18 protein-coding genes and 1 pseudogene are annotated in these 24,221 nt (G+C 64.4%); 13 read left to right on the forward strand and 6 right to left on the reverse strand.

What is annotated here, in order from left to right; translation table 11 throughout:
* Nucleotides 1-11 precede the first annotated feature (11 nt).
* From CDPAHKCJ_RS12030 to CDPAHKCJ_RS12085, 12 genes are all read left to right on the forward strand, one after another.
* A complete protein-coding gene (locus CDPAHKCJ_RS12030) occupies nucleotides 12-1,187 on the forward strand; it encodes a GGDEF domain-containing protein (RefSeq protein WP_166020014.1) in 1,176 nt (391 codons plus the stop codon).
* Nucleotides 1,188-1,365: 178 nt separating this feature from the next.
* The gene (locus CDPAHKCJ_RS12035; protein ID WP_166020015.1) at nucleotides 1,366-1,920 is read left to right on the forward strand and encodes a lipocalin family protein; all 555 of its coding nucleotides are present in this window, start codon (nucleotides 1,366-1,368) and stop codon (nucleotides 1,918-1,920) included.
* Between the two features lie 267 nt (nucleotides 1,921-2,187).
* Complete coding sequence (locus CDPAHKCJ_RS12040; RefSeq protein WP_166020016.1) at nucleotides 2,188-3,006, forward strand: DUF1338 domain-containing protein; 819 nt, start codon at nucleotides 2,188-2,190, stop codon at nucleotides 3,004-3,006.
* Complete coding sequence (locus CDPAHKCJ_RS12045) at nucleotides 3,003-4,025, forward strand: succinylglutamate desuccinylase (protein ID WP_166020017.1); 1,023 nt, start codon at nucleotides 3,003-3,005, stop codon at nucleotides 4,023-4,025. Before CDPAHKCJ_RS12040 ends, CDPAHKCJ_RS12045 begins: the two co-directional genes overlap by 4 nt.
* A 572-nt stretch (nucleotides 4,026-4,597) precedes the next feature.
* Nucleotides 4,598-5,380: an ATP-binding cassette domain-containing protein gene (locus CDPAHKCJ_RS12050; protein ID WP_043334393.1), complete on the forward strand. Its 783-nt coding sequence runs from the start codon at nucleotides 4,598-4,600 to the stop codon at nucleotides 5,378-5,380.
* 188 nt (nucleotides 5,381-5,568) lie between these two features.
* A complete protein-coding gene (locus tag CDPAHKCJ_RS12055; protein ID WP_166020018.1) occupies nucleotides 5,569-6,393 on the forward strand; it encodes a transporter substrate-binding domain-containing protein in 825 nt (274 codons plus the stop codon).
* A 41-nt stretch (nucleotides 6,394-6,434) separates the two neighbouring features.
* Entirely contained in the window at nucleotides 6,435-7,151 is a 717-nt protein-coding gene (locus CDPAHKCJ_RS12060; RefSeq protein WP_166020019.1) for an ABC transporter permease, read from the forward strand.
* A gap of 41 nt (nucleotides 7,152-7,192) precedes the next feature.
* On the forward strand, nucleotides 7,193-7,945 hold the full coding sequence (locus CDPAHKCJ_RS12065; protein ID WP_166020042.1) for an ABC transporter permease: 753 nt from the start codon (nucleotides 7,193-7,195) through the stop codon (nucleotides 7,943-7,945).
* 249 nt (nucleotides 7,946-8,194) lie between these two features.
* Complete coding sequence (locus CDPAHKCJ_RS12070; RefSeq protein ID WP_166020020.1) at nucleotides 8,195-8,959, forward strand: transporter substrate-binding domain-containing protein; 765 nt, start codon at nucleotides 8,195-8,197, stop codon at nucleotides 8,957-8,959.
* 334 nt (nucleotides 8,960-9,293) lie between these two features.
* Nucleotides 9,294-10,583 (forward strand): efflux RND transporter periplasmic adaptor subunit, encoded by a 1,290-nt coding sequence (locus CDPAHKCJ_RS12075; RefSeq protein ID WP_166020021.1) that lies wholly within the window; start codon nucleotides 9,294-9,296, stop codon nucleotides 10,581-10,583.
* A complete protein-coding gene (locus tag CDPAHKCJ_RS12080; protein WP_166020022.1) occupies nucleotides 10,580-13,774 on the forward strand; it encodes a multidrug efflux RND transporter permease subunit in 3,195 nt (1,064 codons plus the stop codon). The genes CDPAHKCJ_RS12075 and CDPAHKCJ_RS12080 overlap by 4 nt, the downstream gene beginning before the upstream one ends.
* Before the next feature lie 190 nt (nucleotides 13,775-13,964).
* Nucleotides 13,965-14,375, forward strand: coding sequence for a hypothetical protein (locus tag CDPAHKCJ_RS12085; protein WP_054555691.1), 411 nt, complete (start codon nucleotides 13,965-13,967; stop codon nucleotides 14,373-14,375).
* A gap of 103 nt (nucleotides 14,376-14,478) precedes the next feature.
* Here CDPAHKCJ_RS12085 and CDPAHKCJ_RS12090 read toward each other — a convergent pair whose 3' ends face one another.
* The 4 genes and pseudogenes from CDPAHKCJ_RS12090 to CDPAHKCJ_RS12105 all read right to left on the reverse strand — a co-directional run.
* The gene (locus tag CDPAHKCJ_RS12090; RefSeq protein ID WP_166020023.1) at nucleotides 14,479-15,087 is read right to left on the reverse strand and encodes an NTP transferase domain-containing protein; all 609 of its coding nucleotides are present in this window, start codon (nucleotides 15,085-15,087) and stop codon (nucleotides 14,479-14,481) included.
* Nucleotides 15,088-15,120: 33 nt separating this feature from the next.
* The gene (locus tag CDPAHKCJ_RS12095; protein ID WP_166020024.1) at nucleotides 15,121-16,149 is read right to left on the reverse strand and encodes an XdhC family protein; all 1,029 of its coding nucleotides are present in this window, start codon (nucleotides 16,147-16,149) and stop codon (nucleotides 15,121-15,123) included.
* A 103-nt stretch (nucleotides 16,150-16,252) separates the two neighbouring features.
* A complete protein-coding gene (locus tag CDPAHKCJ_RS12100; RefSeq protein WP_166020025.1) occupies nucleotides 16,253-18,637 on the reverse strand; it encodes a molybdopterin cofactor-binding domain-containing protein in 2,385 nt (794 codons plus the stop codon).
* Between the two features lie 133 nt (nucleotides 18,638-18,770).
* Nucleotides 18,771-19,238: pseudogene (locus tag CDPAHKCJ_RS12105) on the reverse strand ((2Fe-2S)-binding protein); the annotation flags it as partial.
* Between the two features lie 575 nt (nucleotides 19,239-19,813).
* Between CDPAHKCJ_RS12105 and CDPAHKCJ_RS12110 the strand changes: the two are divergent.
* Complete coding sequence (locus tag CDPAHKCJ_RS12110) at nucleotides 19,814-21,004, forward strand: MFS transporter (protein ID WP_166020027.1); 1,191 nt, start codon at nucleotides 19,814-19,816, stop codon at nucleotides 21,002-21,004.
* A 131-nt stretch (nucleotides 21,005-21,135) separates the two neighbouring features.
* Here the strand turns inward: CDPAHKCJ_RS12110 and astB are convergent, their stop codons facing one another.
* Nucleotides 21,136-22,482, reverse strand: a complete 1,347-nt coding sequence (gene astB / locus CDPAHKCJ_RS12115; RefSeq protein ID WP_166020028.1) for an N-succinylarginine dihydrolase — start codon at nucleotides 22,480-22,482, stop codon at nucleotides 21,136-21,138.
* A 100-nt stretch (nucleotides 22,483-22,582) separates the two neighbouring features.
* Nucleotides 22,583-24,082, reverse strand: a complete 1,500-nt coding sequence (astD, locus tag CDPAHKCJ_RS12120; protein ID WP_166020029.1) for a succinylglutamate-semialdehyde dehydrogenase — start codon at nucleotides 24,080-24,082, stop codon at nucleotides 22,583-22,585.
* Nucleotides 24,083-24,221: the final 139 nt, after the last annotated feature.

Here is a 24,221-nt window from a genome sequence, read left to right on the forward strand (position 1 = left end):
GGTATCGCCCCATGAATCCCATGACACTCTGCTTTGCGGATGACACCCTGGAACGACGCTACCGCCGTCGACAGATCGAGACCTCACACAAGCTCAGCCGGATCACCATCCCGCTGAGCTGTCTGGTGTTCGCTTCCTATGCGCTGATCGAGATCAGCATGGATGAGCACTACGAGGCCTTCCTGATGCTGCGCGCCAGTATTCTGGTCAGCGTGCTGGGCCTGTTTCTGCTGTCACGCCTCCCGCGCTTCAAACACCACGTCAATGGCATCCTGTGCCTGGCTTCGCTGGCGGCAGCGCTGGGGACGCTGGCGATGTTCCACGTGGGGCACGATCACGCCGCCGGGCACCATGAGGACGAACACGGTGTCTTTCCGGTCTATTTCGTCACCCTGATGCTGGTGGTCTTCTGGACCTACACCCTGCTGGGGCTGCAGTTCGTCTATGCCATGGCCTGCGGCCTGCTGATATGGATGGGCTGCACCGCCAGCTGCGCAGTGATGCATCATGGCTCCGAGGTACTGGTGGAAGCCAACGAGGCTTTCTTCATGATGGCCGTCAATCTGCTGGCTGGCATGAGCGCCTACTCGCGCGAGCGCCAGAGCCGACAACTCTTCCTGCATGAATGCCATATCACGGGGGAGCGGGATGATCTGCGTGACCACGCGACACGCGACTCGCTCACCGGACTGCTCAATCGACGCGCCCTGATGGAGCATCTCGATCAGGTGCTCGACATCCAGGCCCCCGGCGTCATACAGGCTGCGCTGTTCATCGACCTGGATGGCTTCAAGCCCATCAATGACCGCCACGGCCATGCCATCGGCGATGAAGTGCTGCGCATCACCGGCGAGCGCCTGGGCAACACCCTGCGCGGCAACGATATCGTCGGCCGCCTGGGCGGCGATGAATTTCTGGTACTGATCAGCCGTGAGGGCAACGGCCGCAAGGGCCCCGAGCAGCTGGCGGAACGTCTGATCGATGCCATCAGCCGCCCCATCACGCTGGAAGTCGATGGTGAACCGTTGATCATCGCCGTCAGCGCCAGCATCGGCATCAGCCTGTTCCCCTTCTCGGGCGCCACGCCGGAAACGGTCATCGCGCGCGCCGACAGCGCCATGTACGAGGCCAAGCAACGCGGTCGGGGCGTCGTCGTCACCGGCAATCCGCTCCGCCTGGTACTGTGACGTTCGATGATCGACGCTCGACGTCTCGAGCATGTCGCCGCGCCACCCTCCCTCTTGAGACAGCGGCAGACGCCCCAATGAGACAGGGATGCCATCTCGTCCTTTTTCTCATGACCCGCATCTCGCCAGCACGCCCCACGACTCATCAACGGGGCGTCCTGGCGCATGGAGCCTGCCAATGACACGCCTGCCGCATCTTGCCTTCTCTCTCATCGGTCTCGGCCTTCTCGGCGGCTGCGCCGGAGTTCCCACCGGCACCCAGCCCGTCGAGAATTTCGAGCTCGAACGTTACTACGGTGAATGGCACGAGATCGCCCGCCTGCCCAACAGCTTCGAGGAAGGCCTGAGCTGCGTCAGCGCCGATTACTCGCCCCGCAAGGATGGCGGCGTGCGCGTCATCAACCGCGGCTACAACGCCGAGCAAGGGGAATGGAGCCAGGCCGAGGGTCGCGCCTACTTCACTCGGGGCAGCGAGACGGCGGCCCTCAAGGTGAGCTTCTTCGGCCCCTTCTATGGCGGCTACAACGTACTGGCGCTGGATGATGACTATCAGTGGTCGCTGGTGGCCGGCGCCGATCGCGACTACCTGTGGATACTGGCGCGCGAGCCACAGCTGGATGACGGCACCTATCAGGCGCTGGTCGAGCAGGCCGCCGAGCTCGGCTTCGCCACCGATGCGCTGATCAAGGTCGAGCAGGGTGTGGCATGCCCCGTCGCTGACGGCGAGAGCTGATGACGCAGACGCCGGCTCTTGCTCACGGCGCAAGCTCCATCCAAGGTCTAAACCGGCGCGTGACGTTTATATGGTGCGGACAGTCGCTTTCATCCAACCGACCTTGCATCTTGTCACGCGCGCGCGGCTCGCCAATGGTGAGCTGACAATCTTCCGGGGTAGCGCCACGCCGAGCACGCTGCCCTGATGCCAATCGTTTGATGCAGCCGCCCAGTGCCAGTGACACCTCGCTGCACTGGGCAACTCAGTTCAGAGGGAGCCCGTGCCATGGATATCCAGCAGTTCTTCAGCGCCCTGTGGGATGACTACGTCGCCATGACGCCCCAGGCCCAAAAGATCCAGGATGCCTTCATCGCTGACGGCGAGACCATCGTCAACGACCACGTCGCCTTCCGCACCTTCGATCGCGGGCCGATCACCCTGAGCGCACTGGAACCTCACCTGCTGGCGCTGGGCTACACCCGCTTCGCCCCCTATGACTTCCGCGAGAAGAAACTGCGCGCCTTCGGCTATCTGCCGCCGTCTCCCGACATGCCGCGCGTCTTCCTCTCCGAGCTGAAGTGTCATGAGCTTTCCGAGCGCGCCCAGGCGATCATCGATGGGCTGGTCAGCCAGATCTCGCCGGATGCCGCCACCCAGCCCTCCGTGCTGTGGTCGGGCCGCCTGTGGAAGGCGCCGACCTTCGAGCAGTATCAGCGTCTGATGGAAGAGAGCGAGTATGCGGCCTGGCTGTCGATCATCGGCCTGCGCGCCAACCACTTCACCATCAGCGTCAACGCGCTCAGCCATCACGACACCCTCGACAAGGTGCTGACGCGCGTCGAGTCGCTGGGCCTTGGCATCAACCCGGCGGGCGGACGCATCAAGGGCTCGCCCGAAGTCCTGCTGGAGCAGGCCTCCACCCTCGCCGACCGCCAGACCTTCACCTTCGCCGGTGGCGAGGAGCATGAGATCTCCACCTGCTACTACGAATTCGCGCGCCGCTATCCCGACGCCAATGGCGAGCTGTATCAGGGCTTCGTGGCCGCCAGCGCCGACAAGATCTTCGAATCCACCAATGTCCGCCAGGAGCCGACTGCCTCGTGATTGCCGACTGGCTAGACCTGACACTCGAAGGCCACGCCAGCGCCCGTGGCATGGGCCGTATCCCCGGCGGTCGCTATGAGATCGTCGCGCCCGGCGTACTGGAGATCACCCCCGACGCCATGGGGCCCGAGGCGCGTCCGTGCGTGATCTCTGCCGGCATCCACGGCAACGAGACCGCCCCCATCGAACTGCTCGGTGAACTGATCGCGGGCCTGGAGAGCGGCCATCTGATCGTCGGGGCGCCGCTGTTGCTGATTCTGGGCAACCTGCCCGCCATCCGCAGTGGCGAGCGTTTCATCACCACCAATCTCAATCGGCTGTTCAAGCGCGCCGAGGCCAGCGTCACGGGCAACGACTGTCCATCCGATGATGAGCCGGCGCGCGCACGTCAGCTGATGGCGGCCGTGGATACCTTCTATGCTCGCTTCCCGCTGGCCGAGGGCACACGCCGCCTGCACTACGACATGCACACCGCCATCCGCGACAGCCTCTATCCGCGCTTCGCGGTGGTGCCCTTCAGTGATGGCGACGCCATCAGCGCATCGCAGTGGCCGATATTGAGCGCCGCCGGCATCCAGGCCGTGCTGCACCAGCATCAACACAGCTGGACCTTCTCGCACTATTCGCGCCACTACCATGCTGCCGACGCCTTCACGCTGGAACTGGGCCAGGTACGCCCGTTCGGCGCCAACGACATGGCGGCACTCGCGCCGATGAAGGCCCTGCTCGCGGCGCTGGCGACCGGCACGGCGCCCGCCGAAGCAGCCCCACAGGACATCGACTACTTCATGGTGGAAGTGGAACTGATGCGTCAGTCAGCCGACTTCACGCTGTGTTTCAGCGAGGATGTCGCCAACTTCACCACCTTCGCCCCCGGCAGCGTGGTGGCCGAAGACGCCGCCGCTGGCCCCTGCATCATCGGCGATACGCCACTGCGGGTGGTCTTCCCCAACGCCAAGGTGGAGATAGGCGCCCGCGCCGCCTTGCTGCTGGCCCCGAGCTCGACACCGACAGACTGAACCCCAAGCAGCGCCGGCGTTCTGCCCGCCCACTCCCCCCGCAGGGCAAATCACGACGGCGCGATTGTACTGACGAAAGCCTTACTACAACGACAACAGGCGACCTTGATCATGAAGACGACTCCTCTACGGCCGGATAGCATCCGCGTGCGTCCTTGCACGCCCCACCAAAGTCGTAACATTCCTCCACGCCAGATAGCGGTGAACCCTGCGTTGAGCTGGTAGAATCGGCCCCCTTTCCCGTCCACGACATGCAAGCTCAGGCATTTTTCGCCTGTTGTAGACGGCCACTGGCAGCGAGAACGACGATCAATCGGACTGATCGTGAGGAACTGGCCATGCCCCTGACGGCATTCTCCGCCACTCCTCCCGTGCCACGCCTTGCCGCCTCATCACGTAGCCGTCGCGCATATCGGCGAGCGACAGTGAAAGGCAGCACCAGGCAGCCGTGCCATGTCGGCAACGAACCTGTATCCCGAGCCCGACCGCCCCGCGGCGGACTCGTGGCGTGTCATTGCCCCCAGGGCTGGCAACGTCCGGATTGGAGTAACTGCATGACCATGAGATCTTCCGTGGCCGAGAGCCCGAGCAGCGACGCGCTGCCTCTCGAGGTCCGCAACATCACCAAGTCCTTCGGCACCAATCAGGTGCTCAAGGGCTTGTCGCTGCAAGCACGCAAGGGCGATGTCATCACCCTGATCGGTGCGTCCGGTTCCGGCAAGAGCACCTTTCTGCGCTGCATGAACCTGCTGGAGCAGCCTGACGGCGGCGATATCTTCGTGCATGGCGAGCAGATCGGCTTCAAGGAAAGCCGTCGTGGCCGAGAACCGATGGACTGGCGTCAGGTCGAGCGCATGCGCGCGCGCCTGTCGATGGTGTTCCAGGGTTTCAATCTGTGGTCACACATGACGCTGCTGGAAAATGTCATCGAGGCGCCGATCCACGTGCTCGGCAAGCCGAAGAAGGAAGCCATCGCCCACGCACGCAGCCTGCTGGACCGCGTCGGCCTGCTCGAACGCGCCGACTACTATCCGGCACAGATGTCCGGTGGCCAGCAGCAGCGCGGCGCCATTGCACGCGCGCTGGCGATGGAGCCGGAGGTGATGCTGTTCGACGAGCCGACCTCGGCCCTCGACCCGGAACTGGTCGGTGACGTGCTCAAGGTCATGCGAGACCTGGCCGAGGAAGGCCGCACCATGGTGGTAGTGACCCACGAGATGAGCTTCGCGCGTGATGTCTCGAGCCAGGTGGTCTACCTGCATCAGGGGCTGGTCGAGGAAGCCGGCAAGCCGGAAGACGTGCTGGGCAATCCCCAGTCGGAGCGCCTCAAGCAGTTTCTGGCGCCCAAGTACTGATAAAGCGCCCTGATCAGCAGCCCCGATCACCAGCACTGATGAATGGCCCTTGGCCCATCGCTGAGCCAACCGCTCGGCCTGCGGCAAATCCCGGCACGGTGATCCCGTGACCGGCACATGATTCAGCACCGCGAGCGCCACGCCAACGGCAGGCCTCGAGGTGTCCAAGACTTCAGGAATGACAAGCAATGAAACAGTTCGCGACACGCACCCTGCTGGGTCTCACCCTCGGGCTCTCCACCTTCGCCATCACCACCAGCGCCGCCCAGGCGGCCGATGTGCCGGACCCGCTGCGCCTGGGCATCGACGTGCCCTACGCGCCCTTCGGCTACAAGCTGCCCAGCGGTGAGCTGACCGGTTTCGAGATCGAGCTGGGCAACGCCATCTGCGCCCAGCTCGCCACTCACTGTGAATGGACCGAGCAGGACTTCGACGGCATCATCCCGGGCCTGATGGCGCGCAAGTACGACGTCATCATGTCGGCGCTGACCATCAATCCGGAGCGTGAGCGTCAGGTGCTGTTCTCCGTGCCCTACTTCACGCCGCCGTCCGGCTGGTTCGTCAAGGCGGACAGCCCGCTGGCCGACGCGGACAGCCTCGATGCCGAGGCCCTCAAGGGCAAGGTGATCGGCGTGCAGCGCGGCAACCTGCAGGATCACTACGTCACCGACCTCTACGGCCGCACGGCAGAAGTGCGCCGCTACACCAAGCTCGATGACCTGGTACTGGACATGGACAGTGGCCGCGTCGATGTCGCCTTCCTGGACCTGCCGGTCGGTCAGGACACCCTGGTCAACGCCAATGACGGCAACTTCGTCAACACCGGCAGCGCCATCAGCGAGCCGAAGAAATACTTCGGCGACGGCTTCGGCATCGCCATGAAGAAGCGCGACCGCGACCTCAAGAAGGCCATCGATGGCGCCCTGGAAGCGCTCAAGGCCGATGGCACGCTCAAGCGTCTCAACGACAAGTACTTCGCCAGCGCCGCCACTGCGTCCGACAACCACCAGTAAGTCGCTGAACGGGTTATTCGGCGCTTCACGGGAGATTTCCCATGATTGACCTACAAGGCTACGGGCCCAGCCTGCTGGAAGGTGCCTGGGTCACGGTGCAGCTGGCCGTGCTGGCCCAGCTGCTGGCCATCGCGCTGGGGCTATTGACGGCGACGGCCAAGATGTCGCGTTCCACGCCTCTGCGCTGGCTCGCGACGCTCTACACCACCATCATCCGCGGCGTCCCGGACATCGTGCTGATGCTGCTGCTGTTCTTCGGCGGCCAGATCGGCATCAACATGGTCACCGACTGGCTGTACGACACCTACGACATCGATGTCTTCGTCAATGTCGATGAGTTCACTGCCGGTGTCGTCACCATCGGCTTCATCTTCGGTGCCTACATGGGCGAGACCTTCCGTGGCGCCTTCATGGCGGTGGATGCCGGTCAGATAGAGGCCGGGCGCGCCTATGGCATGAGCGACTGGAAGGTCTTCAAGCGCATTCGCTTCCCGCTGATGATGCGTCACGCCCTGCCGGGGCTGGGCAACAACTGGATGGTACTGCTCAAGACCACCGCCCTGGTGTCGGTGATCGGGCTGGTCGACATGGTGCGTGTCGCCAGTGAGGCCGCCAAGGCGACCCACGAGCCCTTCACCTTCCTGTTGCCGGTCGCGGCGGGCTATCTACTGATCGCCACCGTGTCCGAATGGGGGCTTGCGCGTCTCAAGAAGCGCTATAACGCCGGATTCGGGGAGGCCAGCGCATGGAACAACTGAATGATGCGGGCCCGAGTGGCGTCATCGCCCAGCTGGGCCAGATGCTCGACGACGTGCTGAGTGACAACTACATCTTCACCGCCACCACGCTCTGGCATTACTGGGATGGACTGGTCACCACGGTACAACTGGTGTTCCTGTCACTGATCATCGGACTGGTGGTGGCCGTGCCACTGGCCATCCTGCGGGGGTCTCGCCGTCGCTGGGTGAAGATGCCGGTGTACCTGTACACCTACGTCTTCCGGGGTACACCGCTGCTGATCCAGCTTTATCTGATCTACTACGGCGTGGTGTTCTTCGACGGCTTCGACATCTCGCTGGGCGTGACCAGCGTGCATGTGCCCAGCATCCAGGAGACCTGGCTGTGGGATTACTTCCGAGATCCCTTCGTGCCGGCACTGCTGGCCTTCGTGCTCAATACCGCGGCCTACACCACCGAGATCTTCCACGGCGCCATCCAGTCGACCCCCAAGGGCGAGATGGAAGCCGCCCGCGCCTACGGCATGTCACGCGGCAAGATGATGCGTCGCATCATTCTGCCCAGTGCCTTCCGTCGGGCACTGCCGGCCTACGGCAATGAAGTCATCTTCATGCTGCATGCCAGTGCCATCTGCAGTGTGGTGACGCTGCTGGACCTCACCGGCGCCGCGCGTGACATCTACGCACGCTTCTACGCGCCCTTCGAGGCCTTCCTGTTCGTCGCCGCCATCTACCTGTGTCTGACCTTCACCATCATTGCCATATTCCGGCAATTGGAGAAACGCCTGCTGGCACACTTGAAACCATTAAGCTGAACGTCAAAAGCGCCCTTTGGAGGGCGCTTTTTTCTTATCCGGAGATAACGGCAGGAATTCATCTCGTTTAACGACCGTTTGAATTTGTCCATTGACCCTCTTCACCGCAGCCTCGGTCTGGGCTAGTGTGGAGCCACTGGCATGACACACCCCCTTATGTTCCCGGCTCAGACGACTGGTGTTCAGGAGGGAGTGTCTGATGCCACTGATCAGCCAGTATGACCAACAACAATGATGGATGGGACTGACATGAAGAAGCTTCTGGGAATCTCCCTGCTGGGCGCAGCATTGATGGCCGGTGGCGCTCAGGCGGCCGAATCGCTGCGCATCGGCGTCGACGTGCCCTACGAGCCGATGGAATACAAGACACCCGACGGTGAGCTGACCGGTTTCGATATCGAACTGGGCAATGCCATCTGCGCGAAGATCAATCGCGACTGCGAGTGGGTCATCCAGGCATGGGACGGCATCATTCCCGGCCTGATGGCCCGCAAGTACGACGCCATCATGTCCTCGATGACCATCAATGAGGAACGCCGCGAGAAGGTGCTGTTCTCCGACACCTACATCACCCCGCCGTCCGCCTGGTTCGCCCCCTCCGACAGCGAGCTGAGCGCCACCTCCTCCGAGGCCCTGGCCGGCAAGGCCATCGGCGTGCAGCGCGGTACCCTGCAGGACAACTACGTCACTGATCTCTATGGCAAGAATGCCGAGGTCAAACGCTACACCACCGCCGATGACCTGGTGCTGGACATGGACGCGGGTCGCCTCGATATCGCCTTCCTCGATTTCCCGGTCGGCAAGTCCACCCTGATCGACGGCGGCAACGGCAACTACAAGGCCGTGGGTGAAGTGGTCACCGAGCCCAAGAAGTACTTCGGCGACGGCTTCGGTATCGCCATGCGCAAGCGTGACAAGGACCTGGCCGAGCAGATCAACGGCGCCCTGGCCGAACTGAAGGCCGATGGCACCTACGACACCATCCATACCAAGTACTTCGGCGAAAAGAAGTAAGTTCATCTCAGGCGGCATGCCAGCCATGCCGTGATGTCTGCGCCATGAGATGAGCGGTAACAGACACAAGTGACATGTTCGACAACAAGCCCCGTTGGCATCTGCCGCGGGGTTTTTGCGTTGAGGCAGTGTTCAGTGGCATTCAGTCACCTGTCTTGTGACAACCCTGACACGACCTGAACAGGATCAATCGCTCAAGCGCATGACGTGGAAACCATGCTCTCTGCACAATTGGTGCAAATTCAGCATCAAAGCAGTGTGCTCCAAGGGGCTTATCCGTCGCAGTCAGGCTCTCTAGGATGCCGAGCATCCCATACTGCAACGGTAAATTCCCATGTCGAGACTGAACTCACGTCCGGCGCGCCTTCCTCGTATCGCCTCTTCCCTGCTGCTGACCCTTGGGGGTCTTCTGGCGCTCAGCGCCTGCAGCGAGGGCAGTGGTGAAGAGACAGCCAGCGCCCAACAGACACCTCCTGCGCTGGAAGTGGTTGCCGCCAAGTCGCAGCCGGTCGCGGCCTGGCACACCTACACCACTCGTCTGGAATCCCCCCAGAGCGTGCAATTGCGCCCGCGTGTCTCCGGCGAAGTCGAAGAAGTGCTGTTCACCGAGGGCAGCCAGGTGACTGCCGGGACGCCCCTGGTACGTCTCGACACTCGTCCCTTCGTTGCCGAGGTTCAGCGCCTGGAAGCCGAAGTCGCACGCTTCAAGGCTGAGCTGGCCAATGCCCGCAGCGAGTCCGGTCGCGCTGCCAGTCTGGTCAAGCGCAACCTGATCTCCCGCGAGGAAGCCGACTCACGCAGCACCAATGCCACTGGGCTCGATGCCCAGCTCAAGGGTGCCATCGCTCAACTCGAACGTGCCCGCCTGGACCTGGACTACGCCACCATCCGCGCCCCGATCGACGGCCGTCTGTCCAATGCGCGCATCACGCGTGGCAACACCGTGCAGGCCGGCCAGAGCGTGCTGACCACGCTGGTCGAGACCCGCCAGCTGGATGCCTACATCGACATCAGCGAGCTGACCTGGAACCAGGACTTCGCTCACGTCACCGCCGAGGATCATCTGCCGGTGGAACTGCAACTGGCCGGACAGGAGGACTTCCCCTTCCACGGCGAACTCGACTTCATCGACAACAGCGTCGACATCGATACCGGCACCCTGCGCATCGGCGCCACCTTCACCGCCGATGATGCCGCGCTGCGTCCGGGTGCCTTCGCGCGCCTGCGTCTCGCCTCACCCGAGATCCGTGATGCCGTACTGATTCCGGAACGTGCCATCGGCACCGATCTGGATCGTCAGTTCGTGCTGGTGGTCGGTGAGGACAACACCCTCGCCTACCGTGGCATCACCACTGGCCCACGCTTCGGCCCGCTGCGCGCCGTGACCGATGGCCTGGCCGCCGGTGACCGAGTACTGGCTGCGGGTCCCGCCAAGGCAGGACCCGGCATGCCGATCACCCCCAAGCTGATCGAAATGCCCGATGACGGCGCCCTCAAGTCACTCGCTGCACGTGTCTCACGCCTGCAGGCGCAGCAGACCGCCCAACAGCTGAATCAGGACAACGATCAGAACGCCGCGAAGCTCGCCGAGGCCGAGCGCCAGGCAGCCGGAGGTCGTTCGTGAACATCTCCGGTTTCTTCATCAAGCGCCCGGTCTTCGCCGCGGTGCTGTCGATCCTGATCGTCATCGGCGGGATGCTATCGCTGTTCAAGCTGCCCATCTCCGAGTATCCCGAAGTCGTGCCACCCACCGTAGTGGTACGCGCCAACTATCCGGGTGCCAATCCGGAGGTCATCGGATCAACCGTTGCCACGCCGCTGGAGCAGGAGATCACCGGCGTCGAAGGCATGTTGTACATGGATTCCCAGGCGACCTCCGATGGTAACCTGACCCTGACCGCGACCTTTGCTCTGGGCACCGACCTGGACAAGGCCCAGGTGCAGGTGCAGAACCGTGTGGCACGTGCCACGCCACGCCTGCCGCAGGAGGTGCAGCAGCTCGGCATCACCACCGAGAAGGCCTCACCCAACCTGACGATGGTGGTCCACCTGACCTCCCCGGATGGCCGCTATGACCAGCTGTGGCTGTCCAACTACGCGCGCCTGAATCTCAAGGACAACCTCGCCCGTCTCGACGGGGTCGGTGACGTGCGCCTGTTCGGTGCCGGTGAGTACTCGATGCGTGTGTGGCTGGACCCGGACGCCGTGGCGGCCCGCGGACTGTCTGCCGGCGACGTGATCAGTGCGCTGCGTGCGCAGAACCAGCAGGTCGCCGCCGGCTCCGTCGGCGCCCAGCCCGCACCGGATGACAACCAGTTCCAGCGTCTGCTCAATGTCCGTGGCCGCCTGGAAAGCACCGAAGAATTCGAGAACATCGTCATCCGCGTCGATGAAGATGGCCGCCTGACACGCCTGAAGGATGTCGCGCGTGTCGAACTGGGCGCCGACAGCTATTCGCTGCGCGCACAGCTGGATGGCAAGGATGCCGTGGCGATGCCGATCTTCCAGCGCCCCGGTTCGAATGCCATCGCGCTGTCGGATTCCGTACGTGAACGCATGAGCGAGATGTCCGACGCCTTCCCGGATGGCGTAAGCTACGACATCGTCTACGACCCGACGGTCTTCGTGCGCGGCTCCATCGAGGCGGTCATCGACACTCTGTTCGAGGCCATCCTGCTGGTGGTGATCGTAGTGATCCTGTTCCTGCAGACCTGGCGCGCCTCGATCATTCCGCTGATCGCGGTGCCGGTCTCGCTGATCGGCACCTTTGCGGTCATGCAATTGATGGGCGTATCGATCAATACGCTGTCGCTGTTCGGGCTGGTGCTTGCCATCGGCATCGTCGTCGATGACGCCATCGTGGTGGTGGAGAATGTCGAGCGCAACATCGAGCTGGGCCATTCGCCCATCGAGGCCACCCAGATCGCCATGCGCGAGGTGACCGGCCCGATCATCGCCATCGCGCTGGTGCTGACGGCGGTATTCGTGCCGACGGCCTTCATCAGCGGCCTGAGCGGTCAGTTCTACAAGCAGTTCGCGCTGACCATCACCATCTCGACGATCATCTCGGCCTTCAACTCGCTGACATTGTCACCGGCGCTCTCCGCCCTGCTGCTCAAGCCGCATGGCAGCAAGCCGGACTGGCTGACGCGCGTCATCGACGGCCTGTTCGGTCGCTGGCTGTTCGCACCGTTCAACCGCGCCTTCAATGCGATGGCCAATGGCTATACCGGCCTGATCAAGAAACTGCTGCGCTTCGGTGTCATCGTCGGCGTGATCTATCTGGCCCTGCTCGGCGCCACCGGCAAGCTGTTCGACAGCGTGCCCGGCGGCTTCATTCCGGGGCAGGACAAGCAATACCTGGTCGCGATGGCCCAGCTGCCGGACGCGGCAAGCCTTGATCGCACCTCCGAGGTCATCGACGAGATGCAGGCACTGGCGCTGGACACACCGGGCGTGGCGCACACCGTGGCCTTCCCCGGCCTGTCGGTGAACGGCTTCGTCAATGCCTCCAACTCCGGCATCGTGTTCGCGACCCTCGAGGACTTCGATGAGCGCCAGTCTCCGGAGCTGTCCGGACAGGCGATCGCCGCTCAGCTGAATCAGAAATTCGCGGGTATCGACGAGGCCTTCGTCGCCGTCTTCCCGCCACCGCCGATTCTGGGCCTGGGCACGACCGGCGGCTTCAAGTTGCAGCTGCAGGACCGTGGCAACAAGGGCTTCGATGAGTTGTTCTCTGCCGTGCAGACCATTACCGCCAAGGGCAACGCCGATCCGCGCTTGACCAGTGTCTACTCCAGCTTCCGCATCCAGGTGCCGCAGTACGACATCGATCTGGATCGCGAGCAGGCGATGATCATGGGCGTGCCGGTGGAACGTGCCTTCGAGACCCTGCAGGTCTACATGGGCTCGCTGTACGTCAATGACTTCAACCGCTTCGGGCGTACCTATCAGGTACGCGCCCAGGCCGAGCAATCGGCGCGTCTCGACCCGGATGACATCCGCAACCTCAAGGTGCGCAGCGACAACGGGCGCATGATTCCGCTGGGCAGCTTCGTCAAGGTGACACCGACCACCGGCCCGGACCGCGTGATGCACTACAACACCTTCGTCAGTGCCGATATCAACGGCTCACCGGCGCCGGGCGTCTCCAGCGATCAGGCTAAGGCCGCCATCGAGGAAGTGCTGGCCGACAACCTGCCACAGGGCATCGGCTACGAGTGGACGGAGGTGACCTACCAGCAGGTGCTGGCCGGCAACACCATGATCTACATCTTCCCGCTGGTGGTGCTACTGGTATTCCTGGTGCTGGCCGCCCAGTACGAGAGCTGGTCGCTGCCACTGGCGATCATCCTGATCGTGCCGATGACGCTGCTGTCGGCGCTGGCTGGCGTCTGGCTGACGGGGGGCGACAACAACATCTTCACGCGGATCGGCTTGATCGTGCTGGTAGCGCTGGCGTGCAAGAACGCCATCCTGCTGGTCGAGTTCGCTCGCGAGCAGCAGCATGAAGGCCAGAGTCGTCTGGATGCCGTGCTGACGGCCTGTCGCCTGCGTCTGCGCCCCATCCTGATGACGTCGGTGGCCTTCACCGCGGGCGTGGTGCCACTGGTACTTGCCACAGGTGCCGGCAGCGAGATGCGTCAGGCCATGGGCGTGGCGGTGTTCTCCGGGATGATCGGTGTCACCGTGTTCGGCCTACTGCTGACACCGCTGTTCTATGTCGGTATCCGTCGCCTGGTCGAGAAACGTGAATCGCATCAGGACGCTGGCACGCCGGACAGCAATGCCGGGTCAGGCCGCCACAGTCATTGATACGACCACTGGTACGTCCACTCTCCCGAGAGATCGAGGATAGGCAAACGCCACGGGGCGTCGCGGCTTCAGCATCCACTGAAGCATTGACTCCCCGTTGGCAACACTGCCATTCCGTTCGTGGCATGTTTACTGCTCACGACTCTCGGCATAATGCCCATCAATATCTACCCACTCGGGAGCAGGTGCCATGTACGCCGACACCTTCAATGATCTGGCCCTCGAGGCCGAACTCGAAAACTTCGCGCACCGCTGGTTCTCCATGCTCAACCGCATGGCGCCTGCTATCGAACTGGCGGAGCTGCTGGGCGAGGAGGCTTCCATCCAGCTGCTCGATGAAACCCTGACCGGCAGCGAGTACCTGGCCAACTGGGAGCAGCGTCGCAGCGAGCTACTGGTCAATGGCCATGCACTCGGTTGGGTGCGAGCGCAGCGCAACAGCCTCGACAGCGCTACCTTGCGCATGGGCGGTGAGCACCGCGCCGCCATGCGTGATGGCAGCGTGTTGCACACGCATTTCGACGCCGAGTGGGTGCTCGACCTGAGCTGGGGCGAGCCGCGCATCCAGAGCATCAAGCTGCTGGATATGCGCACGCTGTAATGCGATAGGCAGACAGCAAAAGGCCCCGTCATCTTGGAGTGACGGGGCCTTTTGCTGTCTGGAGGCCTGTTTCGAGCGCACGTAGTTCCTCGGCTTCAGCTTTTCAGCCTCTCAGCTTCAGCATCGCTGGCGTATCGATGTCGTGATGGATACTGACATCACCGACTGTCACCTGACGAAGCGCCTCGCGATGTCGCGCGATCACCTCGCGCGCACCCTCGCCACTCTCGAGCGCCGCAAGCTCTGCCCACAGCGCCCGCCCGAACAGCACCGGATGCCCGGTACCGCCCTCGCCTTCAAGGCTCGGCCGCACGATATGCACGCCATCGGCCTGGGCCTGCAGGGCATGAAAGGTCTGCGGCGTGATCTGCGCCATGTCCGCCAGCCAGACTGCCGCCACCTGCACATGCGCCAATCCAGCCTCATCGCTGAGCTGACGGAAGGCATCGCCGAGACTGGCACCGAGGCCGTTGCCCGCTTTTGGTGCACGCCAGATCCGCCTGGCATGCTCACGCGCGAAGTCATCTCCCAGCAGTGCGGCGGGGTCATCGTCCTCACGCAGCAGCAGGCGCCAGTCCACCTCGCAGGACATGACCCGCGACAGCGTCGCCATCAGCAATGTCTGACCATCCGCCAGACGTGCCTGACGCTTGTCACTGCCGAAGCGGCGACTCTGCCCAGCCGCCATGACCAGGATGATCGACTCATCCATGGGCAACCTCCCTGACGAATCCAGCGAGCAGCTTCACAGGCTCCCGCGAGCTCGGCCACGGCGGATGCGCACGATATCGGCCATCACCGCCAGCGCGATCTCGGCCGGTGTCTTGCTGCCCAGATTCAGCCCGATCGGCATCACGATGCGCGCAATCTCCTCGGCGCTGAGCCCACCGCTGCGTGCCAGCCGCTCGGCGCGCGCCTGCGAGGTACGTTGCGAGCCCATCACGCCGATATAGAACGCGGGCTGACATACCGCCTCGATCATCGCCAGGTCATCGATACGCGGGTCGTGGGTCAGCGCGACCACGGCGGTGGCGGCATGACAGCCGCCGGCAGCGATGAAGCGTGACGGCAGCTCGCGGCGCAGGGTGACGCCGGCAAGCGGTGCCTTGCGAGCATCCCAGTCGGCCAGCACTTCCTCGCGTGGCTCGCAGATGATTACCTCGAAGCCGAGACTGACGGCGAAGGCTGCGCAGGCTTCCGCCACCGGCGAGAGGCCCGCCAGCAGCAGACGTGCCACCGGCCCGACACGCAGCTGATAGCCACTCGTCTGGCCGTCATGCCCAGTCAGACGCTCGACCCGCTCGCCCAGGCCACTGTCATCCTGCAGCTGGCGTGAGGCTGGCTCGCCATCGAGTTGCACCAAGCGCAGACGTGGTGTCTGGCCTTCAAGTGCCGCACGCAGCGCCTTGAGATGTGCGATGTCGTCTTCACAGGCTGTGAAGCGCTCGACCAGCACCTCCAGAATGCCGCCGCAGGGCAAGGCGATCCCCGCCCCCTGATGGCCGCCCTCGCCGTAGCGGATCACCTGGGCGGGCGTGGTGAATTCCCCGTCAGCCAGGCGCGCCAGAAAGTCCTCCTCGACACAGCCGCCGGACAGCGAGCCACGATGTTGCCCATCCTCACGTGCCACCAGCCAGGTACCCGGCTCTCGCGGTGAGGAGCCGAAGGTGGACAGCACCGTACACAGCCAGATCGGGCTGTCAGGGCGCGTGCCATCTGACGGTGCCAGCCAGTCGATCGCCTGACAGATCACTTCAAGATCAAGATGTTGCATCAATAATCACTCATATCAGAAGCCTGCACTCGGCCTGAAGACACGAAACCCGCCACCCGGGCATGCCGGAGTGGCGGGTATCAGACGAATTCACCGGTCAGGATCAGGCCTCGCTGAGCGCGGCCTTGAGCGCCGCCGGACGCATCGGCAGATCGCGCAGACGCACGCCGACCGCATGCTGGATGGCATTGGCCACCGCCGGTGCGACCACCGTGGTGCCCGGCTCGCCAAGACCGACCGGCATCTCGGTGCTGTCGACGAACTCGAGATCCATCTGCGGCACCTGATGCATGCGCAGCGGCTGGTAGGCACCCAGGTTCTGCGCCACCGGGCCACCCTCGCGGTATTCGGTGCCTTCGTGCAGCGCCATCGAGACGCCCCACAAGAGCGAGCCTTCCAGCTGCGCCATGGCGCCATCCGGGTGTGCGAGGGTACCGGCATCGACGACACTGGTCAGCTTCTCGAGCTTGACCTCGCCAGTGGCGCGATCGACCTTGACCCGTGCCACGCAGGCCACCCAGGTCGGCATGCTGCGTTCCTGACCGAAGCTCAGCGCCACGCCCATGCCGGTATCTGCCGGCAGGCTGTCACGCTCGCTCCAGCCGGACTTCTCCATCACGCGCGTGAGCACATTGCGCAGGCGCTCGGCGCCGCCCGTGCTGACCGGCGCCTTGCCGGCATTGCGGCCTTCGGCGTCCAGCAATGCGAGACGGAATTCGGCCGGGTCCTGCTCGGCGGCCAGCGCCAGCTCATCGATATGCTGCTCGACCGCCCACAGCGTCCAGCCCGGTGCGACGGAGCGCAGGTAGCCGGGCACGAAGGCCTCGTGAGCGACCTTGTTCTGCTGCGCCCAGACACGCTGGGTGCCGACGTTGTACCAGTGGTCCGCGCCACTGATGGAGAAGGAGTCGAGCTTGCCGCCACCTTCGATGGCCTCTGCCATGAAAGCCGGCATCAGGGCTGCCGTCGGCCAACCGGCGGCGGCGGCGTGCTCGGAGGCCACCACGCGACCCTCGGCATCGAGTCCGGAACGCAGGCGCTGCACCGAGGGCGAGCGCACGCAATCGAAGCGGCTGTCATCCGGGCGTGTGAAGATCATCTTCACCGGACGCCCCACGGCCTTGGCCGCCAGCGCCACCGGCACGGCGTAGTCACCGTGCAGACGACGGCCGAAGCCACCACCCAGATACAGCTGGTGATGGGTGACCTTGCCTTCCTCGAGCTCCAGCGCCTTGGTGACCAGCGAGGTCAGCAGGGACTGCTGCTGATTGCCGCAGTGGATGTGCCAGTGGCCATCCTCTTCATAGGCCAGCGCATTGGCCGGCTCCAGCGTGAAGTGCAGCACGCTTGAGGTGGTGAAGGTGGATTCCACCGTGGTGACGGCATTCTCGAGCAGCGGCGCGGGATCGCCCTGATCCACCAGCAGCGAGCCATTGTCGCGGCTCGGCGAGTTGACCAGTCGCTGGCCCTCGGCCTGGATCGCCGCCTCATCGACGTGATAGCTGTCGCCCTTGCTCCACTCGACCTTGAGCAGGTCAGTGGCGCGCATGGCTGCCGAGAAGTTGTCGGCGATGACCGCCAACCACCCCTGGCAGATGCCGGACGGGTCCTTGAGCTCGATGGTCTGGCGATAGCCGATGACCTTCCGGGCTTCGCTGTCATCGACGGCGGTGACCTTGCAGCCGAAGCGACTCGGCGGCATTACCGGACGTGCGTGCAATGTCTTGCCGACACGCGCCTCGATATCTTCCGGCAGGGTGTAGTCGATGCCGTAGACCGCCTGACCGTTGGTCTTGGGCGGCACGTCCAGCGCGTTGCCCCTGGTGCCGAGCACGCGACGCTCGGAGGCCGGCTTGAGCTCGATGGCCGCCAGCTCATCTTCCGTGAAGCTGCGCTCGAGGCCAGCGGCGACGATCTCGCCATAGCCCAGCGACTGCTCGCCGCTGATGACGCGTCCCTTGCGCGCCTTGCAGCTCTCGACGGACACGCCCATCTGCTGAGCGCCCGCCTCGATCAAAGCGATACGCCCGGCAGCCCCCGCCTGTGACAGCGGCCGGTAGCTCTGGTGAACCGACCAGCTGCCGCCGGTGATCATGTAGCCCCACTTGGGGGCGCTGTCGACGTAATCGACCTTGACGCTGTCCCAGTCAGCTTCCAGCTCTTCGGCGACCAGGCGCGCAAGGCTGGTGGCAACGTGCTGGCCCATCTCGGACTTGGTGATATGCACGGTGACGGTGCCGTCAGTGTCGATGGCGTACCACATGGTCGGCTCGAAGGCGCCGGCGGATAGCGTCTCGCTGGCCGAGCCCTTGCCGTCTGTCCCGGCGGCCAGCGCCGCGCCGGAGACCCCGAAGGCCAGCATCGCGGAACCCGCGACACTGCCGATCAGGAAACCACGCCGCGTGATGCCGCCATGGTGGGAGGAAGACTGCTGCGTGGCCGCCAGCTCGCGCTGATGCGCGGCCAGCTGATCTTCAAACCTTGCCATGAGATGTCTCCTTGGCAGCAGAATGGCTCACGGCATCTGCCGTGGCACGCGGATCGAATGTGCCCACTCCGGCGGTGGCGACTGTAGCCTCGGTCTGCTGGCCCATCACCTGCGCCATGTCGCGCTCACTGGCGATCGCGGCGGCACGCTTCACCGCACGATGGATACGCACGTAAGCCATGCACCGACACAGATTGCCCGCCATGGCGGCAGTGACCTGCTCATCGGTGGGGTTGGGCGTGTGCTTGAGGAAGTCGGCGGCCTGCATGATCTGGCCGGACTGGCAGTAACCGCACTGCGGCACCTGCTCCTCGACCCAGGCCTGCTGCAGCGGGTGGTCATCGTTCTCGGCCAGCCCCTCGATGGTGACGATGTCACCACCCTCGGCGGCCAGTACCGGCAGGACACAGGTGCGCGCCGCGGTGCCGTTCAGGTGGACGGTGCAGGCACCGCACTGGGCGATTCCGCAACCGAACTTGGTGCCGGTCAGGCCCAGGTGCTCACGCAGCACCCAGAGCAACGGGGTTTGCGGATCGACCTCGAGACTGACGGCCTTGCCGTTCAGAGTGAAGTTGGCCAAGGGGCTTCTCCTCAGGAGCATGAAGCAGGGGGGCAGGGTTCGGACAACGCGTGCAGGGTGTCGTGGCCAGCCATGACGTCATCTGACTGACGTGGCGTGGGTTCGGCGTCAGGGACCGACCCCGGGCTTTGAGGCCTGGCACGATTCGAATCGGTGAATTCTACAGGTCACGATTCGGCACCACGGTGCCAAGAAGGAAACAGTGTGATGTCACTGGGCTCATCATGGCCATGCAGATGCTGTCTCGCATGCCACACAGTATAGCGTTTCACGCCTTGTCATCGGCAGTTGTTTGCATGACATCGGTCCGCCTGGGAGCTGGGTCGATAGCGGTCGAGAATGATGGCGGCGCACCGGAGCGAGGACTCCCGCGAAGCCATGTGACTGCCTGGTATGGACGAGAGTGTCGCAGACGCGTCTGACAGTGGCGTATCCGGCGTCTGTACTTTTATGAGAATAAAGTGAAATGTAGCGAGAATCCTCATGGAGGATGTTCCGCCCGTGGCCAGCACGGGGTGCAGGGACTGCAAGAACTGCAAGAACTGCAAGAACTACGACAACAACGACAACAACGATTCCCGGCATGAGGATCTGACATGCAACTGAACTGGAAGGCGGCGATCGCGCTGGCAGCGCTGATACTCGCCATCAACACCGGCGCGCGCCAGGCGATGGGCTTCATGCTGCCACCGATGGCCAGTGAGCTTGCCTGGGGCATGGGCAGTCTGTCATTCGCGCTCGCCATCCAGAATCTGGTCTTCGGGCTGGCCGCGCCCATCGCCAGCAAGCTGTCGGACCGCTTCGGCACGCTCAGCGTCTTTCTGGTCGGCAGCCTGTGCTACGCGGTCGGCATGGGCATCACCGCCCTCTGGCCGACCCCGACGGTATGGATGCTGGGCGCCGGCGTGCTGGCCGGCGTCGGCATCGGGGCGACCACCTTCCCGCTGGTGCTGGCCGCCGTCACGCGCGTGGTTCCCCTCCAGCATCGTGGCATAGGGCTGGGCATTGCCTCGGCCGGCGGCTCCTTCGGGCAGCTGATCTACTCGGTCGCGACCCCGATGCTGGTGCTGATCGACTGGAAGATCGCCATGCTGGCGCTCGGCGCCAGCTGTCTGCTGCTGATTCCCATGGCCCTGCCCTTGCTGCGTCGCCCGCCGGCCGGCAGTGAAACACAGGCAGAGGATGTCCCGAGCCAGGGCCCGCTTCTGCAGGACCTGCGCTTTCTGGCGCTGGCCGGCGGCTTCTTCGTCTGCGGCGTGCACGTCGCCTTCATCGCCACCCACCTGCCCAATTTCGTGGTCGCCTGCGGTCTGCCCCTGAACGTGGCCGGCAACACGCTGGCGATCATCGGCGCGCTCAATATCGCCGGTACCATCCTGTTCGGTGCCTGGGGCGGCCGCCGTCACCCGCCGCAGCTGTTGATGCTGATCTATGTGTGCCGCGCTGCGCTGGTAATGGCGATGGTGGTCATCCCGCCCAGCAGCATGCTGCTCTACGCCTTCGGCGCGATCATGGGCGTGCTGTGGCTGTCGACGGTGCCGCTGACCAGTCAGGCCGTGGCGCTCTATTTCGGCCAGAAGCGTCAGGCCTTCGTGTTCGGCATGGTGCTGGCCGCGCATCAGGTCGGCGCCTTCCTGGGGGCCTGGGGCGGTGGCGTGGTCTATCAGCTGACCGGCAGCTACGACCTGCTGTGGATCGCCAGCGGCATCTTCGGCCTGCTGGCCGCGCTCGTGCACTGGCCGGTGCGCCGCGAGCCCAAGCGCATGGTGCAGCCACAACTGGCCTGAGTGGCGCCACGGCATCTGCCTCTCAGATCTCAACTCTCAGACCACATATCCACAACGACACAGCCCCCATCGGCGAGACCGATGGGGGCTGTGTCGTATGGGGCTGTGTCGTATGGGCTCGGGCCAAGCGATCAGCGCTGGAAGGCGTAGACATTGCCGACCTTCAACAGCCGCGTCAGCTCATCCAGTGCCGCCAGTGTCTCCTCGGCCAGCTGCGGGTCAGCGAGATCCGCCGGTGTCAGGCTGTCACGGTAATGACGCTTGACCCAGTCACCCAGCTCTCCGTGCAGCTGATCCGTCATCATCACGCGCCCGGACAGCGCGGCGCGCTCGGCGTCACTCAGTACCACACGCAGCCGGAGGCAGGCCGGGCCGCCGCCATTGCGCATGCTCTGCTTGACGTCCTTGACCAGTACTTCGCCGATCGGGTTGGGGCCGGCCAGAATCGCATTCTGCAGCGCGTTCCACACCGCCTCGTTCTCCTGACACTCGCCCGGCACCACCAGCGTCATGCTGCCATCGTCGTTGGAGAGCAGCTGAGAGTTGAACAGATAGGACGACACGGCATCCTCGAGGCTGACGGCTTCCAGCGGCACGCGGATCGGGATCAGCGGTGTGGACAGTTTCGCGCGAAGCTCGTTGAGCACCGCCTCCTCATCGCGGAAGGCCAGCTCGTGGTAGAACAGCACCGGGCCATTGCCCACCGCGATTACATCGTTGTGGAAGACACCGGCATCGATGGCGTCTGGGTGCTGCTGGGCGAACACCACCTGATCTTCACTCAGGCCATGCTGACGCGCGACGGCCTGACTGGCTTCCAGCGTCTGGCGCGCCGGATAGCGACGCGGTTCGACGCCGTCACCGCCGAAGGCCTGGCGGCCATAGACGTAGAGATGCACGCCCGGCCCGCCGTGGCCATCGCACAGCCGCGTGTGGTTGGCGGCGCCTTCATCGGAGAAGGCCGGCGTCGCGGGCAGCGCAGGATGATGCGCGAAGTGGCCATCGTCGGCGAAGATGGCGCCCAGAATGCGTCCGGTGGTCGCGGGCTCCAGGTAGCGGTGGAAGCTGGATTGCAGGTTGGCCGGCGTGAAATGCACGCGGCCATCACCGCTGTCGCGCGAGGGCGTGACGGTGGCGGCATTGGCAGTCCACATGCTGGAGGCGGAACATACTGCGCGCAGCAGCTGCGGGGCCTGCTCACTGGCTGCCTTCAGCACCTCGGCATTGCTGCCGGTGAAGCCGAGATCACGCAGTGCGCCGAGGTCCGGACGCTGCTGCGGCAGCAGAATCCCCTGTGCATAACCCAGATCCGCCAGCGACTTCATCTTGTCGAGGCCCTGCAGCGCGGCTTCGCGCGGGTTGGAGGCCAGGCCGCCGTGGCGCATCGAGGCCACGTTGCCATGTGCCAGACCGGCGTAGTTGTGGGTCGGGCCCACCAGGCCATCGAAATTGATCTCGTGATACAGGGTGTCGGACATGGAGGTCTCCTGCCACGACGCATTGGCACCTCAGGGAGCAGGCACGGCGGGCGTCGTGGTCAACAATGGGTAAGCGGCAGCGGTGCCCCAACGGACGGCCTTACAGACGGATACCGGCCGGCAGGGTCGCGGGCAGCACCAGCTCCTCGGCTTCCATCGAGGCGACCGGATAGCTGACATAGTCGGCCGCGTAATAGGCACTGGGGCGATGGTTGCCGCTGTCGCCGATGCCACCGAAGGGCGCATCGCCGGAGGCGCCGGTGGTCTGGCGGTTCCAGTTGACGATGCCGGCGCGAATGCGCAGCAGGAAGTCGTCCCAGTCAGCACGCTCACCGCCGATCAGCCCAGCCGAGAGGCCGTAGCGGGTGTCATTGGCCAGCGCGATGGCCTCGTCCCAGTCGGTGTAGCGATGGATCTTGAGCAGCGGGCCAAAGAACTCCTCGTCCTCGAGCGCAAGGCCGGTGACATCGATCAGCGCCGGGCTGAGCAGACTGGTGCCCTCTTCGAGCTGCTGCATGCGCACGATGACGTTGCCGCCCAGCGCTTCGAGATCATCCTGCGCCTTGAGCAGGCCCTCGGCCGCCGCGACGCTTGCCAGGCCGCCATAGAAGGGCGCGTCCTGCTCGAACTGCCCCGCCACCCGCAGCTCGCGCAGCGCCGTGGCCAGTGTCTCGATCAGGCGATCACCGACCTCGCCCTGCGGCACGATCAGGCGCCGCGCACAGGTACAGCGCTGACCGCCCGAGGCGAAGGCCGACTGGATGATCGCCAGCACCGCGGCGGCTTCATCCTGCACATCACGCACCACCAGCGGGTTGTTGCCACCCAGCTCCAGCGCCAGCAGCTTGCCGACCTGACCGGCGAACTGACGGTGCAGCAACTTGCCGACCTTGGCACTGCCGGTGAACAGCAGCCCATCGATACCCTCGGACTGGGACAGCGCCTGGCCGACGTCCGCCGCGCCCTGCACCAGATTGATCACGCCGGCCGGCAGGCCGGCGGCCTCCCAGCACTGCAGGGTGAGATCGGCGGTGGCCGGGGTCAGCTCGGAGGGCTTGAACACGCAGGCATTGCCCGCCAGCAGCGCCGGGACCATGTGGCCGTTGGGCAGGTGCCCCGGGAAGTTGTAGGGGCCGAAGACGGCCATCACGCCATGCGGGCGGTGGCGCAGGACCGCTTGGGTGCCCGCGACATCCTTGGCGCGCTCGCCGGTACGCTCGTGATAGGCCTTCACCGAGATCGCGATCTTGCCGATCATCGCGCCGACCTCGGTACGCGCTTCCCACAGCGGCTTGCCGGTTTCACTGGCGATGCTGATCGCCAGCGCTTCACGATGCTGCTCCAGCTGATCGCGGAAGCGTTCCACCACCGCCAGACGCGCCTGGAAACCCAGACGCGCCCAGGCCGGGAATGCCTGACGCGCTGCCGCGACGGCCTGCTCGACCTGCTCGGCAGTGGCAGCGGCACCCTGCCACAGACGTGCGTGGGAGACGGGGTCGGTCTTGGTGAAGGATGCGGCCTCGCCTGCTTGCCACGCGCCGTCGATGAAGAGCAGTTGACGCACGTTGAGTGTGGCGGGAGTCGAAGTTGTAGTGGTCATGGCATGCCTCATCGAAAGGGCGCGCCGCGCGAGCGACGCTGAACAGGAAGTCACGGGGCAGTTGGCGATCTGCCCCGCTGATGGCAAAAGAACACAAGGCGATTCGCCTGCGAGATGGCACAAAGAAGCGGATGCCCGT

It is taken from the genome of Cobetia sp. MB87 (assembly GCF_011319755.1).
Taxonomy (GTDB): Bacteria; Pseudomonadota; Gammaproteobacteria; order Pseudomonadales; family Halomonadaceae; genus Cobetia.

Bases quoted from the DNA above. Each gene is read 5' to 3' on its own strand.
- CDPAHKCJ_RS12100 (WP_166020025.1), bottom strand. From the start codon at position 18,637: ATGGCAAGGTTTGAAGATCAGCTGGCCGCGCATCAGCGCGAGCTGGCG.
- CDPAHKCJ_RS12090 (WP_166020023.1), bottom strand. From the start codon at position 15,087: ATGGATGAGTCGATCATCCTGGTCATGGCGGCTGGGCAGAGTCGCCGC.
- astB (WP_166020028.1), bottom strand. From the start codon at position 22,482: ATGTCCGACACCCTGTATCACGAGATCAATTTCGATGGCCTGGTGGGC.
- CDPAHKCJ_RS12070 (WP_166020020.1), top strand. From the start codon at position 8,195: ATGAAGAAGCTTCTGGGAATCTCCCTGCTGGGCGCAGCATTGATGGCC.
- CDPAHKCJ_RS12085 (WP_054555691.1), top strand. From the start codon at position 13,965: ATGTACGCCGACACCTTCAATGATCTGGCCCTCGAGGCCGAACTCGAA.
- CDPAHKCJ_RS12035 (WP_166020015.1), top strand. From the start codon at position 1,366: ATGACACGCCTGCCGCATCTTGCCTTCTCTCTCATCGGTCTCGGCCTT.
- CDPAHKCJ_RS12075 (WP_166020021.1), top strand. From the start codon at position 9,294: ATGTCGAGACTGAACTCACGTCCGGCGCGCCTTCCTCGTATCGCCTCT.
- CDPAHKCJ_RS12095 (WP_166020024.1), bottom strand. From the start codon at position 16,149: ATGCAACATCTTGATCTTGAAGTGATCTGTCAGGCGATCGACTGGCTG.
- CDPAHKCJ_RS12065 (WP_166020042.1), top strand. From the start codon at position 7,193: ATGCTCGACGACGTGCTGAGTGACAACTACATCTTCACCGCCACCACG.
- CDPAHKCJ_RS12030 (WP_166020014.1), top strand. From the start codon at position 12: ATGAATCCCATGACACTCTGCTTTGCGGATGACACCCTGGAACGACGC.
- CDPAHKCJ_RS12110 (WP_166020027.1), top strand. From the start codon at position 19,814: ATGCAACTGAACTGGAAGGCGGCGATCGCGCTGGCAGCGCTGATACTC.
- CDPAHKCJ_RS12060 (WP_166020019.1), top strand. From the start codon at position 6,435: ATGATTGACCTACAAGGCTACGGGCCCAGCCTGCTGGAAGGTGCCTGG.
- CDPAHKCJ_RS12055 (WP_166020018.1), top strand. From the start codon at position 5,569: ATGAAACAGTTCGCGACACGCACCCTGCTGGGTCTCACCCTCGGGCTC.
- CDPAHKCJ_RS12040 (WP_166020016.1), top strand. From the start codon at position 2,188: ATGGATATCCAGCAGTTCTTCAGCGCCCTGTGGGATGACTACGTCGCC.
- astD (WP_166020029.1), bottom strand. From the start codon at position 24,082: ATGACCACTACAACTTCGACTCCCGCCACACTCAACGTGCGTCAACTG.